The sequence below is a fragment of the Hathewaya histolytica genome (assembly GCF_901482605.1).
Classification (GTDB): domain Bacteria; phylum Bacillota; class Clostridia; order Clostridiales; family Clostridiaceae; genus Hathewaya; species Hathewaya histolytica.
The window spans coordinates 1,374,720-1,392,272 of record NZ_LR590481.1 but is presented as its reverse complement, the minus strand read 5'-3'; the positions used below and the strand labels follow the sequence as shown (position 1 = coordinate 1,392,272).

Below are 17,553 nucleotides of genomic sequence, written 5' to 3'. Positions count from 1 at the left end.
TATATTAAGAAATAAATTCTTTATATTCTTGAATAAATTCTTCCAAAGACAACTTATTTAAAGATTTCATTAATTTCATTGCTGGCTTAATATCCCCAATTAAAATTGCACCTATTAATATATTATCTTGGAAAAATACCTTTTTATATATTTTATTTTCTTTATCTAAGTATTGCATAGAAATGGAATCTTTATTAGGTATAAAACCTATACTAAATACTTTAAGGTCTGCACCTACGAAATTTATAGAATCCTTATAACCTTTAAAAGCTAAATTTTCACCAATAGAATTTGCTCCTGCAACTTTCCCCATAAGTATAGATGCAGGCCAATTTCCGTAAACTCTTCCTTCTAGTTCACAAACATCACCACAGGCATATACATTTTCAATATTGGTCTCCATATTTTTATTTACAAGTATTCCCCTATTTATTTCAATGGAACTTCCAGTTATTACAGGAATATTTGGTTTTATACCAACAGAGAAAATAACCATATCAGCATCTAGGACTATATTTTTTGAAAGCTTAATACTAGATACCTTTTCTAATCCTTTTATTTCCTCTAACATAGTATTTGTATATATTTCTACACCTTTATCCTCTAAAGAATTTCTTAATATATCGGATGCTTCTGAATCTAATTGTTTATTCATTATATGTGAAGCAGCCTCTATAACGGATACACTAAAACCAGCTAGTTTTAGTTCCCAAGCAGCTTCAAGTCCAAGAATTCCACCACCTACAACGATAACTTTCTTACAAGTTTTCATCCATGATTTTATATTATTTAAATCTTCCATATCTTTTAAAGTAAATACACCTTTTTTATCGTGTCCAGGTATGGATGGGAATATATTATTACTTCCTGTAGCTATTATTAATTCATCATAAGCTATAAAATTATTATTAAAATAAACTTTTTTTTCTTTTGTATCTATTTTATCAATATTAATTCCTAACTTTAATTCAATTGAATTTTCCTCATACCACTCGTCTTTGGATAAGTAAAATTTACTATCTATTTTATCTTCATTCAAATAATCTGAAAGTAATGGTCTATAATAAGTTAATAAATTTTCATTTGATATAATTACTATATTTGAATTTTTATCTTTTTCTCTTATAGCTTTAGCTGCATTGTACCCAGCACAGCCATTTCCTATAATTATAATATTTTTCAAAAACTTTCACCTCACTAGTATGGTAATATATATTTTTATTATATTATACTATTATTTTTATATCTTCACAAAACATTATAATTAATATTATTATATATAATCAATTTATATATAATTTGTATATAATAAAAAATACATGTTGAAGTTTAGTAAAATTACTTTTATTGATACTGCTATAATGTTATAATATTATTATAAAACTTAATATTTGCTAGGGGAGCTTATATAATAGGCTGAGAGTGAAATGTTATTTCAGACCCTCATAACCTGATTTAGATAATACTAGCGCAGGGAAGTACTTAAATTAAAAATGATTATGAGCATTTTTATATTTTATACTGCATATGAGGGCCTTTTATAGGCTCTTTATTTTTTTATAAGGGGGAAATACATATGAATTATTCTACACAACTAGAAGCTGCTAAATTAGGCATTATAACAAAGGAAATGGAGATAGTAGCTAGAGAAGAAGGTATTGAGATTCAAGAATTAATTTCAAATATTAGAAAAGGAAGTGTTGTAATACCTTGCAATAAAAATCATAAAAATATTCATCCATATGGTATAGGAAAGGGTATGTCTACTAAAATAAATGTTAATTTAGGTATTTCAAAAGACTGCTCTAACATAGACATGGAAATGAAAAAAGTTAGAAAAGCTATAGAAATGAAAGCAGAAGCTATAATGGATTTAAGTTGCTATGGTGAAACTAAAACCTTTAGAAAAAAACTTATAGAAAAATCTCCATCTATGATAGGAACAGTTCCTATGTATGATGCATTAGGTTTTCATAATAAAGAACTACACGAACTTACCTTAGAAAACCTTTTAGAAGTTATAGAAGCTCACGCAGAAGATGGTGTAGATTTTATGACTATTCACGCTGGTGTTACTAAAAAGTCCTTAGATACACTAAAAAAGTTCCCAAGGACATTAAACTTAGTTTCTAGAGGGGGAACTTTAATATTTGCCTGGATGAATTATAACAATGCAGAAAATCCTTTGTATGAGTATTACGACAAGATATTAGATATATGCTATAAACATGATGTTACTGTAAGTTTAGGAGACGCCTGTAGACCAGGATGCATTGATGATGCTACAGATCATATACAAATAGAAGAGCTTATGGTTTTAGGAGAACTTGTGAAAAGAGCTAGAGAGAAAAACGTTCAAGTAATAGTAGAAGGTCCAGGTCATATACCTATAAACGAAATAGAAACAAATGTTCTACTAGAGAAAAAGTTTTGTTTTGATGCACCATTTTATGTCTTAGGACCTATTGTTACAGATATTGCTCCTGGATATGATCATATTACTAGTGCTATAGGAGGTGCCATGGCCTCATCCTATGGAGCGGACTTCTTATGCTACGTTACTCCTGCAGAGCATTTAAGACTTCCCAATTTAGATGATATGATAGAAGGTATTATAGCCACTAAAATAGCTGCTCATGCTGGAGATTTAGCTAAAGGGATAAAAAAGGCCAAAGAGTGGGATAGTAAAATGGGTCAGGCAAGAAAGACTTTAGATTGGGAAACTCAATTTAATTTATCTATAAATCCAGAGAAGGCTAGAAAATATAGAAATGAATCTAAACCCCAGCATAATGACACATGTACTATGTGTGGAAAAATGTGTGCTATTAGAAATATGAATAAAACTTTAGAAGGTAAGAAAGTAGATATAATTCAAGAATAATGCTTGACTAAAATAAAGAAAAACTCGTAAAATAATAATTAATAAGAAATTAATAAGGAGTTTTTTCATGGATAAAAATACTATAAATAAGATGAAAGAGTTAATTGAAGCTAAAAAGAATAAGGGTAATAACAATTCTAAAAAAAATAGACCAGATAAATCTATTGGTTATGTAATGGGGGCTAAAAGAACTAAGAAAACTGGAGGTCTATTTGATAAATAAAAATAAAAGTATTCACTTAATAGTGAATACTTTTATTTTTTACCTATAATTTATAAATTGAAGATCTATTCCGTAGTCATTACCTTTTAACATAGATATGACTTGTTGAAGGGAATCTTTATCCTTACCTTGGACCCTAATTTGGTTATCCATAATTTGAGTTTGAACTTTTAATTTACTTTCCTTAATGTCTGAAACTACAGCTTTTGCTTTATCCTTAGAAATCCCCTTAACTATTTTTGCTACTTGTCTTAAAGTTCCCATGGAAGCATTTTCAATTTTACCATAATCTAAGGCTTTTACAGATAGTCCTCTTTTTATTAGTTTTGCATCTAGTATATCTTTCATTGCATTTAACTTATACTCATCTTCACCATGAACTTTTATTTCTTCTTCAGTTCTCTCAATATTAGCTGTACATCCTTTAAAGTCATATCTATTAGTAATTTCTCTTACAGCTTGATTGATTGCATTATCTACTTCTTGAAGATCAACCTCTGATACTATATCAAAAGAATAAGTAGTTGCCATATAAAACACCTCTTTCATAAGTATTCAAAATTATATTAGCAAATATATGCATTTTAATCAATGTATAAATATAAAAAATATATATACTATAAATATAGGAGTATAATAAAAGAATTATGTGATAAATTAGTTTATTTATATAAAATAACAAGAAAAACAGGAAAATTAAAAAATTTAAAAAGAAAGATTGAATTTATTAGTTTTTTTTTATAGAATTAAAGGTGGTTTATTTTAAAAGTATAATAAATCTTTAATAATATTAGTAGGGGTGAAGCCAATGGATGAAAATATAATCGAAATTAATGGAATCTCTAAAGAATATGACGGTGTACAGATATTAAAAGATATTAATTTTGTCGTTAAGAAAAATGAGTTTTTAACCTTATTAGGACCAAGTGGATGTGGTAAGACTACAACACTTAGAATGATAGGAGGATTTGAAACACCTACATTAGGGAATATTATATTTGAGGGAAAAGAAATAAACAACACACCACCGTATGAAAGACAGATAAATACTGTATTTCAGAAGTATGCTTTGTTCCCACATATGAACGTATATGAAAATATCGCATTTGGACTTAAAATTAAAAAGCTACATAAAGATGAAATAGAAAAAAGAATAAAAAAAATGTTAAGGTTAGTAAATCTAGAAGGATATGAAAAAAGAAAGATAACCTCTTTAAGTGGAGGACAGCAGCAACGAATAGCCATTGCAAGAGCGTTAGTCAATGAACCAAAAGTATTGCTTCTAGATGAGCCTCTAGGCGCATTAGATTTGAAACTAAGAAAAGAAATGCAGATAGAATTAAAACATATGCAACAAGAGATAGGTATAACTTTTATATATGTAACACATGACCAGGAAGAAGCACTTACCATGTCTGATAAAATAATAGTTATGGATAAGGGTATAATTCAACAAATGGGTGTACCAGAAGATATATATAACGAACCTAAAAACTCCTTTGTTGCGAAGTTTATAGGAGAATCAAATATAATCCCTGCCGTAATGGAAGAAGATTATCTAGTAGAATTTTTCAATGTTAAATTTAAATGTGTTGATAAAAGACCAAATTCAAATAAAGAAGTTCAAGTAGTTATAAGACCAGAAGATATTAAAATTGTAGATAGTGATAAAGGAAAGTTAAAAGGTATAGTAGAATCTGTAACCTTCAAGGGTGTACATTATGAAATAGTTGTTAAGGGTGATGAAGATTATGCGTGGCTTTTACATAATACAAAACATGTAGAGATTGGAAATACAATAGGCCTTGATATATATCCAGACGATATACATATAATGAAAGCTGAAAAAGAGGAGATATAAATGAAAAAATACACTTCTTATCCTTATATAATTTGGAATGTTATATTTATAGTATTTCCACTACTATTGATAGCTTTTTTCAGTTTTAGTATTGATGGTAGAAGTTTTACATTTACTTTATCACATTATAAAAACTTTTTAGATCCTTTATATATAAATATTTTAATACGTTCAATTAAACTTGCACTTATTTCTACATTATTATGTCTTATAATAGGCTATCCTATGGCATACATACTAACTACATTACCTAATAGAAAAAAGAACATATTAATTCTCCTATTAGTTTTACCAATGTGGATGAATTTCTTATTAAGAACTTATGCATGGATGGCTATTCTAGGGAAGAATGGATTTATAAATTCCTTCTTGAATTTAATTGGATTTAAAAGTTTAGACCTATTATACAATGATAGTGCGGTATTATTAGGTATGGTGTATAACTTTTTACCCTTTATGGTACTCCCTATATACACTGTATTAAATAAAATGGATAAAAATTTGATAGAGGCTGCTAAAGATTTAGGGGCTAATAGCTTTATTGTATTTACTAAAATTATTTTCCCACTAAGTTTATCTGGAGTTGTTTCAGGAATAACTATGGTTTTTATGCCTGCTGTAACTACCTTTGTTATATCAAGACTACTTGGTGGAGGACAGTATATGCTTATTGGAAATTTAATAGAACAGCAATTCCTAGTAGTGGGAGATTGGAACTTTGGTTCTGCAGTATCCATTATAATGATGATACTAATTTTATTTTCCATGAGATTTGTATCTAAATATGATAGAGAAGAAAGTGGGGGTAGCGGATTATGGTAAAGTCTTTTATGAAGAAATTATATAGTTTTCTTGTATACTTATTTTTATATGCCCCTATACTGGTATTAATAATTTTTTCTTTTAACAATTCTAAGTCAAGAGTACGATGGAGTGGTTTTACTTTAAAGTGGTATGTAGGTTTATTTAATGATACGCAGATATTAAAAGCATTATACTACACCATACTTATAGCATTGCTTGCTGCTTTAATTTCTACTATTTTGGGAACCTTTGCAGCTATCGGCATTCATAACTCCTCAATACATATGAAAAAGTTATTACTAAATTTAAACTATTTACCAGTTTTAAATCCTGACATAGTAACTGCTGTAGGACTTATGTTGTTATTTAATTTAATGAGAATAGAGAAGGGCTTTTTAACTATGCTCTTAGCTCATATAAGTTTTTGTACTCCTTATGTAGTACTTGCCATTATGCCTAAATTAAAACAACTTCCTAAAAATATATTAGAGGCTGCTCTAGATTTAGGTGCTACACCTTTATATGCATTAAGAAAAGTAATTTTACCAGAAATTAAAGAAGGGATAATATCAGGGGCATTAATAGCATTTACATTATCTATTGATGATTTCGTAATAAGTTTCTTTAATACAGGTTCTGGAGTATCAAATCTTTCAATTAATATTTATTCTATGGCTAGAAAGGGAATAAACCCTAAAATTAATGCATTGTCTACACTAATGTTTTTAACAGTTCTTATACTGTTATTAGTAATTAATAAGAAGAGTTTGAAGGGAGAAAAAAATTAGATGAAAAAGTTTTTATCCTGTATTTTAGGAATGGTCTTACTTAGTACTATAATATTACTTCCATTAGGTTGTGGTAGTAAGAAAAAAGAGCTTAGGATATATAATTGGGGAGATTATATGGATAAAGATTTAATCAAAGAATTTGAAAATAGAACTAATATAAAGGTTAGATATAATGAGTTCGCAACGAATGAAGAGATGTACGTGAAATTAAAAAATTCCCCTGGACAATATGATTTAGCCATTCCATCTGATTATATGATAACTAAAATGGTGAATGAAGGGTTACTAGAAAAAATTGATTTTAATAATATAAAAAATTATGCACAAATAGATAGTAGATTTAAACACTTGCCTTTTGATCCTAACAATGAATATTCAGTTCCTTATATGTGGGGAACATTAGGTATAATATATAATACTAAAATGATAAAAGACGAGATTACAAGTTGGAATGATATTTGGAATCCTAAATATAAAGGTCAAATACTTATGTTAGATAGTCAAAGAGATTCTATTGGAATTGCTCTAAAAAAACTAGGTTATTCTGTAAATTCCAAGAATACAAATGAGCTAAACAAAGCAAAAGAAGAACTAATGAAACAAAAACCATTAGTATATGCTTATGTTGGTGATGAAGTTAAAGACCAGATGGTAGAAGGAGAGGCCGCTATAGCTGTAGTTTGGTCAGGAGATGCCTTAACCATGATGGAAAATAACGAGAATTTAGAATATGTTATTCCTAAAGAAGGAACTAACCTATGGTTTGATAATATGGTAATTCCTAAGGGAAGCGAACATAAAAAAGAAGCTGAAATGTTTATTAATTTTATGACTGAAGCTGAAATATCTAAAAAGAATGTAGAATACATAGGATATTCAACTCCCAATAAGGAAGCGCAAAAATTATTACCTAAAGAAATCATAGAAAATCCTACGGCTTATCCAAGTGATGAAGTTATAAAAAAAAGTGAAGTATTTATAGACCTAGGTAACTTTATAAAAGAATATGATAAAGTATGGACAAATGTAAAAGCAAAATAAATGTATATAAAAAAGCTCGCATATTAGCGAGCTTTTTTATATACATTCCTTAGTAGTTTTTAATTCTTCATAGCAAAAGTTAATTATAATACTTCTTTTTATTATACCTATAAAGGTATTTTCATCATCTACAACAGGTACAAAATTTTGAGATATAGAAAGTGTAATTAAGTTTTCAATGTTTGAATTAATTTTCACGGGAGAATTTTTAACTTTTCTTGATATCTGTTTTAAAGGAGTTATATATATATTTTCTAAATTTAAATTATTTTTATTTAATTTTTCTTGTATGTACCATAGGATATCGCCTTCTGTTAAAGTACCTACATATTTACCCTTATCATCAATTATTGGAATTGCACTGTATTTGTTTTTTTCCATGATTTTAAGTGTCTTACCTAAAGTAGAATTTTCAGTTACATAAACAACTTCAATTTTAGGTGTAAGAAAAAATGCTATATTCATTTTAAAAAACCATCCTTTTTTATGTTTCTTATCTTAATAGTATTATAACATAAAATAAGAAAATTATAATTGTATAAACATTGAAAAATCTTTAAGAAAAAAGTAATATAATATTAATTATAAAATAAAATTATGTAAAACACGAACGAAACTGTTACAAAAAAAATAACTATATGCTATAATATGAATAAATAGTATATAAATTAAATTTTTGTACGTGTGGAGGTAAACATGAGAAACAAGTATAGCACACCATTAAATTCAAGATATGCATCACCTGAAATGTCTTATATATTCTCTGATGAAATGAAATTTAAAACTTGGAGAAAGTTATGGCTAGCACTAGCAGAAAGTGAAAAAGAGCTAGGCCTTAGTATTTCAGAAGAGCAAATAGAGGAACTAAAAAGTAACTTAGATAATATAAATTATGAAGATGCTGAGAAAAAAGAAAAAGAGATTAGACATGACGTAATGAGTCATGTATATGCTTATGGTCTTCAATGTCCTACAGCTAAGGGAATTATACATCTAGGTGCTACTTCATGTTATGTTGGTGATAATACGGACCTTATAGTAATGAAAGAGGCTCTAATTTTAACTAAAAAGAAATTAATAAGTGTAATAGATTCTTTGAAAAAATTTGCTTTAGAAAATAAGAATATACCTACATTGGGTTTCACACATTTTCAACCTGCACAGCTTACTACTGTAGGCAAAAGGGCAACCCTATGGATGGAAGAATTATTATTAGACCTTGAAAACTTAGATTTTGTAATTTCAAATCTTAAATTAAGAGGTGTAAAAGGTACAACTGGAACACAAGCAAGCTTTATGAAGCTTTTTAATGAGGATGAGAGTAAAGTTAAATCACTAGATAAAATGGTTGCAGAAAAGATGGGATTCAAAGATACATACCCAGTAACAGGTCAAACTTATTCAAGAAAGGTAGATTCCATTATAGTAAATACCTTATCTGAAATAGCTCAAAGTGCTTATAAGTTTAGTAATGATTTAAGATTACTTCAAAGTATGAAGGAAATTGAAGAACCTTTTGAAAAAAATCAGATAGGCTCTTCAGCTATGGCATATAAACGTAATCCTATGAGAAGTGAAAGAATGGGCGCTCTTGCAAGATATATTATAGTAAATTCTTTAAATCCTGCCATAACTTCGGCAACTCAATGGTTTGAAAGAACCTTGGATGACTCTGCTAATAAGAGAATTGCTATACCAGAAGCTTTCCTTGCTCTAGATGGAGTTTTAAACCTATATCTAAATGTTTCTAGTAACCTAGTTGTTTATACTAAAGTAATAGAAGCTCATGTAAATCGTGAGTTACCTTTCATGGCTACAGAGAATATTATGATGGAAGCTGTTAAAAGGGGAGGAGATAGGCAAGAACTCCACGAGAAAATAAGAGTACACTCTATGGAAGCAGCTAGGCAAGTTAAAGAATTAGGTCTTGAAAACGATTTAATTCAAAGAATAATAGAAGATTCATCATTTAAAATGTCCAAGGAAGAAATTCTAGGTATTATAGATCCACAAAAATTCGTAGGAAGAGCTCCAAATCAGGTTGAAGATTTTATAGAAAACTATGTAAATCCAATATTAGATGCCAATAAGAGTTTAATTGGTATTAATTCGGAAATAAACGTTTAATTCTTAAAATAGATAAATAATTTAGTTAAATAAATTTCAGTATTATATTTATATAGTAGAAGACAAAAAATATTTTAAACTTCTACTATATATTTTTTATAGAAAAATATATAGTAATAGTATAAAATATAAAATAAAGGCATATATAGAAAACGACGTGAAATAAAAGTTTAACGTCGTTTTATTAAAAAACATAGTAGAGGGGGACTTATGTAATGAATAAAGAGTATTTGGATATTTTTGAAAGTAACCTTCCTTCTATATTAAAAGACTTTTTAACCTACTCTCTTTCTATTAAGGGTCAATCTATTAACTCCATTAAAGGATATCGTTCTGATCTTACCTTATTCTTTAAATACATTCTAATGGAAGAACAAAAATCACAAATTAAATTTGAGGATATAGATATATTAAATATAGATATGAAAAAAATTAAGTCTATAACCTTAGATCATTTAATTAACTTCATAAGTTTTACAGAGCTTTATTTAAATAATAGTAATTATGCTAGAGCTCGTAAAATTTCGGCACTAAAGTCATTTTTTAAATATTTACATGATATTAAATTGATTATTCATCAAAACCCTGCTGAAAATTTAGAGATGCCTAAAATCCCCAAAAGGCACCCTATTTATTTAAATTTAGAGGAAAGTAAAGATCTATTAAGAGCTGTTAAGAATAGTAAAGATAGGAATATGGAGAGGGATTTTTGCATTATAACTCTTTTTTTAAATTGTGGGCTTAGACTTTCAGAACTTTGTAATATAAATATATCTAAAATAAAAGATGATACTTTAAAAATAGTAGGTAAAGGGAATAAAGAGAGAACGGCATATTTAAATAAAGCGTCTTTGAAAGCAATTAATGAATACTTACCTATAAGAGAGACTATTATCCCCTATGTACCTGATGAAGATAAAGATGCTTTATTTATTTCATCTAAAAAAAGAAGGATAAGTCAAAGAGCTGTTGAACGTTTAGTCAAAAAATATGTTCAAATAGCTAATTTAGACTACACTGTATTAACACCACATAAGCTAAGACATACATCAGCTACACTAATGTATAAGTACGGTAAAGTAGATCTTAGATCTATACAAAGTCTTTTAGGCCACGAAAGTATATCGACAACGGAAATATATACACATGTAGATGAAGAAGATTTAAGAGATGCAGTTTATGCAAATCCATTAAGCAAAGATTAAAAGTCAAAGGATAAATACCTTTGACTTTTAATCTTTGTAACTATTATTATTTGTCAGTATTCTTTTTTATAGTAATTAAACCAGGGTATTCTTCCTTGAAGTTTTTTCATATAAAGACTTATCTTCTAATAGTTCTGATAAACCATCCTCATCTTCTATATAAGTCCATAACCCTTCCATATCTAAAATATCAAATGATTCTTCTTTAGTATCTAATTTATAATTTAACATGATATTTTTCTCTAAGTTATCTTTATCTACTACAAAGTCATCATTGTTAAGCTTTATTCTATTTAAATCACTCTTATTTAGCTTTACTGTTCCCATATGTATTTTATCATCATAAACTTTATTAATCTTAATGGATCTAGAAGAGTCTTTTTTTAGTTCTATGTATTCACCACAGATATTACAAAATTTTATATCGTCCATATAATAAAAATCAGCTTTACCACATTTAGGACATATAGAATTGTCAATTGTATTTTCTTTATCCATATTATCAACCTCTTTTAAATTCAACTTATTTTTATATGAATTTTAAGTTTATCATAAATGCTATAATTTATCAATACCGTAACATAGCATAGACAGGGCAAACGCATCTTTATATTGTATTTATTTCAATATAGAGATGCATTTTATAAAATATGTATAATCAAACAGAAACAGCATAAACAAACTGAATATTAAGAAGGTTATTCTTAGTTTTCGCCTAGTGGTATTTAGATGCTTTTTATTCTTTACCTCGTAGAGGGTCAAAGATAACTTTTTCTAAATATTTTTTATCTAATGCACACCTAACTTTTTTTATATTTAAACTTTTCTTTAAAGTTTTTTCTTGTCTAAGTAAATTTAAGGCTAAATGTCGTAAGACAGTCAAATTTTCAGCTGCATTATCTTTTCTAGCTCTACACTTATCTTCATTAAAAGATACGTCTAAAACCCAATGAAGCTTATTTTCTATACCCCAATGTTGCCTAACTGCATTTGAAAATAACTCTATAGACTCTAAACTTGTTATATAGTAGCTTCGCTCAAAAGTTTCTTTATCTCCTACAATTCGTTTTCTTTCAACCATACCTATGGATTGAATGTTTTTCCAGTCCTCTTTATTATCCAGCCATGCAATTTCATTAACTAAAAAGTATTTTCTTGTTTCAATTCTCCCATGATCTTTATCATGAGTAGTAAGGGTTTGTACTTTTATATCTGTAATTTTATCTCTCAATATAGATTCAAAAAATAATTTAACATTTTGTACAATTTAAATTATAAGCATTATTTCAACAAAATAAAAGAGCTAACGCCCTAAAAATTATATGCGTTTGCCCTGATAGCATAGGTATATAATAATTTAGAAAATTAGAACATTAGTTTGATTATTTACTATCTATGTGATATAATTTTTTTATCATAGTGAGGTGAAATAGATGTCAAATAAACAAGGTAGTAAACAACTAGAGATATATGAATATATAAAATCACAAATTCAATCAAAGGGATACCCCCCTTCTGTAAGAGAAATTTGTAAGTCTGTAGGACTTAGTTCTACGTCAACAGTACATGGGCATTTGTCAAGACTTGAGCAAAAAGGTTATATAAGAAGAGATCCAACTAAGCCTAGAGCTATTGAGATATTAAAAGAGTCTTTAATAAAAAAGGAAATGGTTGATATACCTATAATCGGAAAAGTTACTGCTGGACAGCCGATTTTAGCCGTAGAAAACATAGAAGATACTTTTTCACTACCTTTAAATTATGTTAAAAATAATAAGGAATTATTTATGTTAAAGGTTTCAGGAGAAAGTATGATTGATTCAGGGATTTTAGATGGTGACTATGCCATAATTGAAAAGTGTAATGTGGCACAAAACAATGACATTGTAGTGGCTCTTATTGATAATGAAGCTACAATAAAACGTTTTTTTAAGGAAAATGGATATTACAGACTTCAACCAGAAAACTCCACTATGGAACCAATAATAGTAAGTGAATGTTCTATTGTTGGAAAACTTGTCGGCATATATAGAAGGTATTAAGGTACAGCAAAACTTGTACCTTAATACCTGTCTATAAATTTCTTTAATTTATTTTAAGTTTAATACTCTTTGAATTGCTATTAAAATCCCTATTTTAGAATGATCAAAGGTAAGTCCACCTTGAAGATATGCAATATAAGGTTCTCTAATAGGAGCATCAGCAGAAAGCTCAATAGAAGAACCTTGAATAAATGCACCTGCTGCCATAATTACTTGATCTTCATATCCTGGCATATCCCATGGCTCACATTCTACAAAAGAATCTATAGGAGAACCTTGTTGTATACCCTTGCAAAATTGAATTAACTTTTCTTTATCATTAAATTTAATAGATTGGATTATATCACTTCTTTTTTCATTATATTTAGGTAGTACTTCAAAACCTAATAGTTCCATAATTCTTGAGCATAATATAGCACCTTTAACGGCTTCCATTGATATGTGAGAAGCTAAAAACAATCCTTGGAATAACGTCCTCATAACTCCAAAAGTAGAGCCACATTCTGCTCCAATACCTGGAACAGTTAATCTATAAGAAGCATTTTCTACATAAGATTCTTTTCCAACAATATAACCCCCTGTTGGAGCTATCCCACCGCCTATATTTTTTATTAAAGATCCTGCAATTAGGTCAGCACCTACATCTGTTGGTTCTATAGTATCTATAAACTCACCATAACAATTGTCTACAAAGCAGATTATGTCCTCACGTACGGATTTTACAGCCTCAATGATTTCTTTAATTTCACACACTTGAAGAGAATGTCTCCATCCATATCCTGTAGAACGTTGTATATGTACAAGAGTTATAGATTTATCATTATTTAGAACCTTTATAACTTCTTCAAGATTGACTTTATTGTTTTTTAAATCTATTAATCTATAGTTAACTCCATGCTCCTTTAAAGAACCTTTTGAGTTTTCTGTGATTCCGATAATACTATGTAATGTATCGTATGGAGTACCACAAACAGATAACATGGTATCTCCTGGCTTTAGATTACCTAAAAGTGCAGTTCCTATAGCATGAGTTCCATTTACAAAGTGAGGTCTTACTAAAGCAGATTCACAGTTAAATACTCTAGCAAAGACTTTATCAAGAGTATCTCTTCCAATGTCCCCGTAGCCATATCCTGTAGAGTTAGTAAAATGCATATCACTTATTCTCTCTTCCTGAAAAGCTTTTAGAACTTTTAATTGATTATATTCCCTAATTTCATCTAAGGATTTAAAGATATCTCTTGTGTCACTTAAAGCTTGTTCATATATACTTATAACTTCCTTATCAATATTATAAAATTCTTTTAATGTATTTAAAGTCTGGTCTAACATAAAATCACCTTTCCCTTATATTCTTGAGTGAATAATAAAGAATAGGATATATCCTATTCTTTATTATTATTTATTTAGATTATTATTATATAGAATCGGTTTTTGAGGTGTAATTGTTGATATTCCATGTTTATATATTAGTATTTGCTCTCCATTACAGTCCAAAAATACTGTAAAACTATCAAAACCCGTTACAAATCCTTTTAGACTATATCCATTGAGTAATCTAATATTAACCGCTATTTTATTCTTTCTAGCATTATTTAAGAAAATATCTTGCAAATTACTATTTAATTTATTATTCATATCATACCCTCCGTTTGTACCATTAAAAGTACTTTAAATTAATTATTCTATAAGTCTACTTAAAATCCTTTTAAGTTTTAATTAATTATTATTAATTTATTTTTCTTTTTAAGAAATCCTTATATATATAGTTTATAATATCTCCCTCTGAAGAAAAGTCATCTTTATATACCCATATAACTCTTTTATCTTTTCTAAACCAAGTAAGCTGTCTCTTAGCATAATTTCTAGTTCCTTTTTTGATTAGATATACAGCTTCTTCATATGAAATCTTACCTTTAAGATATTGTATAATTTCTTTATACCCTATCCCTTTCATAGATTGAGTATCTTCACTTAGCCCCATGGAAATTAAATCTTTAACTTCATCTATAAGACCTTGTTCTAACATTATATCTACCCTTTTATTAATTCTTTCATATAAATTATTACGGTTCATGTTTAGTACATAATAATATATATTGTAAGGTATATCATATATATCCCTTTCTTCATTAATTTCTCGTATAGTTTTGCCAGTAGTTTTATAAACTTCTAAAGCTCTTATATTTCTTTTAAGATCTTTTACGCTAAGTCTGTTATAGGATTCCAAGTCTACGTCCTTTAACATTTGATGTATATGTTCTTTTCCTTTCTCCTCTGCCAATTGCCTAAGATATTCTCGATATTCTTCATCACGATTACTCTCTGCAAAATTATAATTAAATATTAAAGAATCAAGATATAGACCAGTTCCACCTACTAACATAGGCAAATGACCTCTGTTTTTTATATCCTCTATCTTTTCTTTTGAGAGACTTGCAAATTCTGATACACTGAATTCCCTTCTAGGATCTACAAAATCAATTAAATGATGTGGTATGTCATCCATATCATTCTTATTAATTTTAGCAGAACCTATATCCATATGCTTATATATTTGCATAGAATCAGCTGAGATAATTTCCCCATCTAAAAGCTTTGCAAGTTTTATAGATATATCTGTTTTTCCAATAGCTGTTGGTCCAGATAAAATGAACAAATCTTTTTTCATATATATACCTCTTTATTGAATTCTTTTAAATACTTTCTCTACTTCTTTCAACGTATATTTAATTATAGTTGGTCTACCATGCGGACAAGTAAAAGGTTGATCTATAAATCTAAGCTCATTTAAAAGATGAGACATCTCTTCTATAGATAAATTATGATTTGCTTTTACTGCTGCTTTACAAGCGAGAGTGGCTATTTTTAAATACCTAACTTGTTCCTTCTCACCTTTACCCATGTTTTTTAGATCTTCTAATATATCATTAAAAAGATTATTAACATCAGTTTCACCTAAAAATATGGGAACTTCCCTTATACTAATAGTGTTTTCACCGAAGGGCTCTATATTAAAACCTGTATTAAAAAAAACTTCTTTATTTTCATAATATAAAGCATAATCTTCTTGACTAAGTTCTTGAACCTGAGGAAAGGCTAAAACTTGAGATATAACTTCCCTATTTTTTATTTCTTCCATATATCTTTCAAATAAAATTTTCTCATGGGCTGCATGTTGATCAATTATATATAATTCCTTGAAAGCTTCTCCTAAGATATAAGAATTATTAAATTGACCTATAATTTTAACCTCGGGAAATTTAGATTTCTTTACTTCTATAGGTATAGTAGTTAATTCCTCATTTATAGCTTTATAATTTGTATTATAGCTTAAATTTTGTTGTTCATCTTCAATTGAACTTTTAGTTTCTTTGGGAGCTTTAAAAATGTCTTCTTTACTACCTTTATAATATATAGAATTATTCTGTAAACTTTCCAGTGCCATAGTATCTGTGCCTAAATCCATTTTTTCTTGAATTCTTTCATTAGTACTTTCTTCGTTGTGGTTTTTTAAGTAGATATTTTCAAATTTATTTTCACTTAAAGTAACATTAAAGGAGTTTTTTAAAGAGTCTTTTAGTGCATGATGTACGGAATCAAAGATAAATTTAAAAATAAATCTTTCGTCTTTAAATTTTATTTCTGATTTTGTAGGATGGACATTTACATCAACAAATTCAGGATATATATCTATAAGTATTGTAAAGAAAGGAAATTTATTTACTGTTAAAAATGATTTAAAAGCATTTTCTATAGCTGCAGTTATAAGCTTACTGTTAATACTTCTTTTATTTACAAAAATACTTTGACGATTCCTACTACCGCGGCTTATATCAGCATTCCCAATATAACCATATACAGATACTACATCACTATGTCCTTCAAAAAAAGTTACATTTTTATAGACCTCTTTTCCATATAAAACCCTTATATTTTCTAATAAATCTCCATTACCACTAGTTGAAAAAACCTGCTTACCATTGCTAATATACTTAAAGGCTATTTCACTATGAGATAGTGCTATTTTAAGAATCATATCCGATATAATAGCAGCTTCTCGTTTAGAAGATTTTAAAAATTTTTGTCTTGCTGGTACATTGAAAAATAAGCCTCTAATTTCAATGGTAGTTCCTATACTACAACCTACATCTTTAAAATCTACTATATTCCCACCTTCAATTATTATTTCTTTACCTTCCACAAATTCAGGTTTCCTACTTTTTAGTGATACCTTAGATACAGATGCTATACTCGCTAGGGCTTCACCCCTAAAACCAAGAGAAGTTATGTTATATATATCATTGATATCTATTATTTTACTTGTAGCATGTGGAACAAAGGCAAGCCTAATATCTTCTGGATGAATTCCTTTTCCATCGTCAGACACTATTATGGATGTTTCTCCACCATCTTCTATTGAAATCGATATATTTTTTGCTCCTGCATCTATAGAATTTTCAATTAATTCTTTTACTGCTGAAGCAGGTCTTTCTACAACCTCTCCAGCAGCTATTTTATTTGATGTATCTTCAGATAATAAGTTAATTCTATTCAATTTATCTATCATAGCTT

At 28.2% G+C, this 17,553-nt stretch carries 18 protein-coding genes and 1 riboswitch; of the genes, 9 read left to right on the top strand and 9 right to left on the bottom strand.

Translation table 11 applies throughout. From position 1 onward, the window contains the following. Nucleotides 1-4: 4 nt before the first annotated feature. On the bottom strand, nt 5-1,183 hold the full coding sequence (locus tag FGL08_RS06755; protein ID WP_138210056.1) for an NAD(P)/FAD-dependent oxidoreductase: 1,179 nt from the start codon (nt 1,181-1,183) through the stop codon (nt 5-7). Nucleotides 1,184-1,386: 203 nt separating this feature from the next. Next, nucleotides 1,387-1,494, top strand: a riboswitch (TPP riboswitch). 82 nt (nt 1,495-1,576) lie between these two features. On the opposite strand from FGL08_RS06755, the gene thiC reads away from it, so the two are divergent. Both thiC and FGL08_RS13385 read left to right on the top strand, forming a co-directional pair. Beyond that, complete coding sequence (gene thiC, locus FGL08_RS06750; RefSeq protein ID WP_138210055.1) at nt 1,577-2,884, top strand: phosphomethylpyrimidine synthase ThiC; 1,308 nt, start codon at nt 1,577-1,579, stop codon at nt 2,882-2,884. A 67-nt stretch (nt 2,885-2,951) separates the two neighbouring features. Beyond that, nucleotides 2,952-3,107: a hypothetical protein gene (locus FGL08_RS13385; RefSeq protein ID WP_171012004.1), complete on the top strand. Its 156-nt coding sequence runs from the start codon at nt 2,952-2,954 to the stop codon at nt 3,105-3,107. 39 nt (nt 3,108-3,146) lie between these two features. Here FGL08_RS13385 and FGL08_RS06745 read toward each other — a convergent pair whose 3' ends face one another. Continuing rightward, nucleotides 3,147-3,638 (bottom strand): YajQ family cyclic di-GMP-binding protein, encoded by a 492-nt coding sequence (locus FGL08_RS06745; RefSeq protein WP_138210054.1) that lies wholly within the window; start codon nt 3,636-3,638, stop codon nt 3,147-3,149. A gap of 277 nt (nt 3,639-3,915) precedes the next feature. Between FGL08_RS06745 and potA the strand changes: the two genes are divergently transcribed. The 4 genes from potA to FGL08_RS06730 are packed head-to-tail and all read left to right on the top strand — an operon-like array spanning nt 3,916 to nt 7,604. Then, nucleotides 3,916-4,968 carry a spermidine/putrescine ABC transporter ATP-binding protein gene (gene potA, locus FGL08_RS13380; protein ID WP_171012003.1) on the top strand — a complete coding sequence of 351 codons (1,053 nt, stop codon included), beginning with the start codon at nt 3,916-3,918 and terminating at the stop codon, nt 4,966-4,968. Continuing rightward, entirely contained in the window at nt 4,969-5,790 is an 822-nt protein-coding gene (locus tag FGL08_RS13375) for an ABC transporter permease (protein ID WP_171012002.1), read from the top strand. After that, the gene (locus FGL08_RS06735; protein WP_138210053.1) at nt 5,784-6,560 is read left to right on the top strand and encodes an ABC transporter permease; all 777 of its coding nucleotides are present in this window, start codon (nt 5,784-5,786) and stop codon (nt 6,558-6,560) included. The genes FGL08_RS13375 and FGL08_RS06735 overlap by 7 nt, the downstream gene beginning before the upstream one ends. Then, nucleotides 6,561-7,604, top strand: coding sequence for an ABC transporter substrate-binding protein (locus tag FGL08_RS06730; RefSeq protein WP_138210052.1), 1,044 nt, complete (start codon nt 6,561-6,563; stop codon nt 7,602-7,604). It begins immediately after the preceding gene. Nucleotides 7,605-7,640: 36 nt separating this feature from the next. On the opposite strand, the gene FGL08_RS06725 is transcribed toward FGL08_RS06730, so the two are convergent. Next, a complete protein-coding gene (locus FGL08_RS06725; protein ID WP_138210051.1) occupies nt 7,641-8,069 on the bottom strand; it encodes a CBS domain-containing protein in 429 nt (142 codons plus the stop codon). A 231-nt stretch (nt 8,070-8,300) separates the two neighbouring features. On the opposite strand from FGL08_RS06725, the gene purB reads away from it, so the two are divergent. Then, nucleotides 8,301-9,731 (top strand): adenylosuccinate lyase, encoded by a 1,431-nt coding sequence (purB, locus tag FGL08_RS06720; RefSeq protein ID WP_138210050.1) that lies wholly within the window; start codon nt 8,301-8,303, stop codon nt 9,729-9,731. A 215-nt stretch (nt 9,732-9,946) separates the two neighbouring features. After that, entirely contained in the window at nt 9,947-10,936 is a 990-nt protein-coding gene (locus FGL08_RS06715; protein ID WP_138210049.1) for a tyrosine recombinase XerC, read from the top strand. Nucleotides 10,937-11,011: 75 nt separating this feature from the next. Here the strand turns inward: FGL08_RS06715 and FGL08_RS06710 are convergent, their stop codons facing one another. Both FGL08_RS06710 and FGL08_RS06705 read right to left on the bottom strand, forming a co-directional pair. Then, nucleotides 11,012-11,434 (bottom strand): hypothetical protein, encoded by a 423-nt coding sequence (locus FGL08_RS06710; RefSeq protein WP_138210048.1) that lies wholly within the window; start codon nt 11,432-11,434, stop codon nt 11,012-11,014. A 238-nt stretch (nt 11,435-11,672) separates the two neighbouring features. Then, on the bottom strand, nt 11,673-12,203 hold the full coding sequence (locus tag FGL08_RS06705) for an ISAs1 family transposase (RefSeq protein ID WP_138210047.1): 531 nt from the start codon (nt 12,201-12,203) through the stop codon (nt 11,673-11,675). Nucleotides 12,204-12,369: 166 nt separating this feature from the next. Here FGL08_RS06705 and lexA point away from each other — a divergent pair, with 166 nt between their 5' ends. Then, nucleotides 12,370-12,978 (top strand): transcriptional repressor LexA, encoded by a 609-nt coding sequence (lexA, locus tag FGL08_RS06700; protein WP_138210046.1) that lies wholly within the window; start codon nt 12,370-12,372, stop codon nt 12,976-12,978. Nucleotides 12,979-13,026: 48 nt separating this feature from the next. On the opposite strand, the gene FGL08_RS06695 is transcribed toward lexA, so the two are convergent. From FGL08_RS06695 to mutL, 4 genes are all read right to left on the bottom strand, one after another. Then, entirely contained in the window at nt 13,027-14,310 is a 1,284-nt protein-coding gene (locus FGL08_RS06695) for a methionine gamma-lyase family protein (protein WP_138210045.1), read from the bottom strand. 66 nt (nt 14,311-14,376) lie between these two features. Beyond that, nucleotides 14,377-14,616, bottom strand: a complete 240-nt coding sequence (gene hfq, locus FGL08_RS06690) for an RNA chaperone Hfq (protein WP_138210044.1) — start codon at nt 14,614-14,616, stop codon at nt 14,377-14,379. A gap of 91 nt (nt 14,617-14,707) precedes the next feature. Then, nucleotides 14,708-15,649, bottom strand: a complete 942-nt coding sequence (miaA, locus tag FGL08_RS06685; protein ID WP_138210043.1) for a tRNA (adenosine(37)-N6)-dimethylallyltransferase MiaA — start codon at nt 15,647-15,649, stop codon at nt 14,708-14,710. A gap of 12 nt (nt 15,650-15,661) precedes the next feature. Beyond that, a complete protein-coding gene (mutL, locus tag FGL08_RS06680; RefSeq protein ID WP_171012000.1) occupies nt 15,662-17,548 on the bottom strand; it encodes a DNA mismatch repair endonuclease MutL in 1,887 nt (628 codons plus the stop codon). Nucleotides 17,549-17,553 lie beyond the last annotated feature (5 nt).

Coding starts and splice junctions, on each gene's coding strand:
- thiC (WP_138210055.1), top strand. CDS start 1,577: ATGAATTATTCTACACAACTAGAAGCTGCTAAATTAGGCATTATAACA.
- FGL08_RS13385 (WP_171012004.1), top strand. CDS start 2,952: ATGGATAAAAATACTATAAATAAGATGAAAGAGTTAATTGAAGCTAAA.
- FGL08_RS06745 (WP_138210054.1), bottom strand. CDS start 3,638: ATGGCAACTACTTATTCTTTTGATATAGTATCAGAGGTTGATCTTCAA.
- potA (WP_171012003.1), top strand. CDS start 3,916: ATGGATGAAAATATAATCGAAATTAATGGAATCTCTAAAGAATATGAC.
- FGL08_RS13375 (WP_171012002.1), top strand. CDS start 4,969: ATGAAAAAATACACTTCTTATCCTTATATAATTTGGAATGTTATATTT.
- FGL08_RS06735 (WP_138210053.1), top strand. CDS start 5,784: ATGGTAAAGTCTTTTATGAAGAAATTATATAGTTTTCTTGTATACTTA.
- FGL08_RS06730 (WP_138210052.1), top strand. CDS start 6,561: ATGAAAAAGTTTTTATCCTGTATTTTAGGAATGGTCTTACTTAGTACT.
- FGL08_RS06725 (WP_138210051.1), bottom strand. CDS start 8,069: ATGAATATAGCATTTTTTCTTACACCTAAAATTGAAGTTGTTTATGTA.
- purB (WP_138210050.1), top strand. CDS start 8,301: ATGAGAAACAAGTATAGCACACCATTAAATTCAAGATATGCATCACCT.
- FGL08_RS06715 (WP_138210049.1), top strand. CDS start 9,947: ATGAATAAAGAGTATTTGGATATTTTTGAAAGTAACCTTCCTTCTATA.
- FGL08_RS06710 (WP_138210048.1), bottom strand. CDS start 11,434: ATGGATAAAGAAAATACAATTGACAATTCTATATGTCCTAAATGTGGT.
- lexA (WP_138210046.1), top strand. CDS start 12,370: ATGTCAAATAAACAAGGTAGTAAACAACTAGAGATATATGAATATATA.
- FGL08_RS06695 (WP_138210045.1), bottom strand. CDS start 14,310: ATGTTAGACCAGACTTTAAATACATTAAAAGAATTTTATAATATTGAT.
- hfq (WP_138210044.1), bottom strand. CDS start 14,616: ATGAATAATAAATTAAATAGTAATTTGCAAGATATTTTCTTAAATAAT.
- miaA (WP_138210043.1), bottom strand. CDS start 15,649: ATGAAAAAAGATTTGTTCATTTTATCTGGACCAACAGCTATTGGAAAA.
- mutL (WP_171012000.1), bottom strand. CDS start 17,548: ATGATAGATAAATTGAATAGAATTAACTTATTATCTGAAGATACATCA.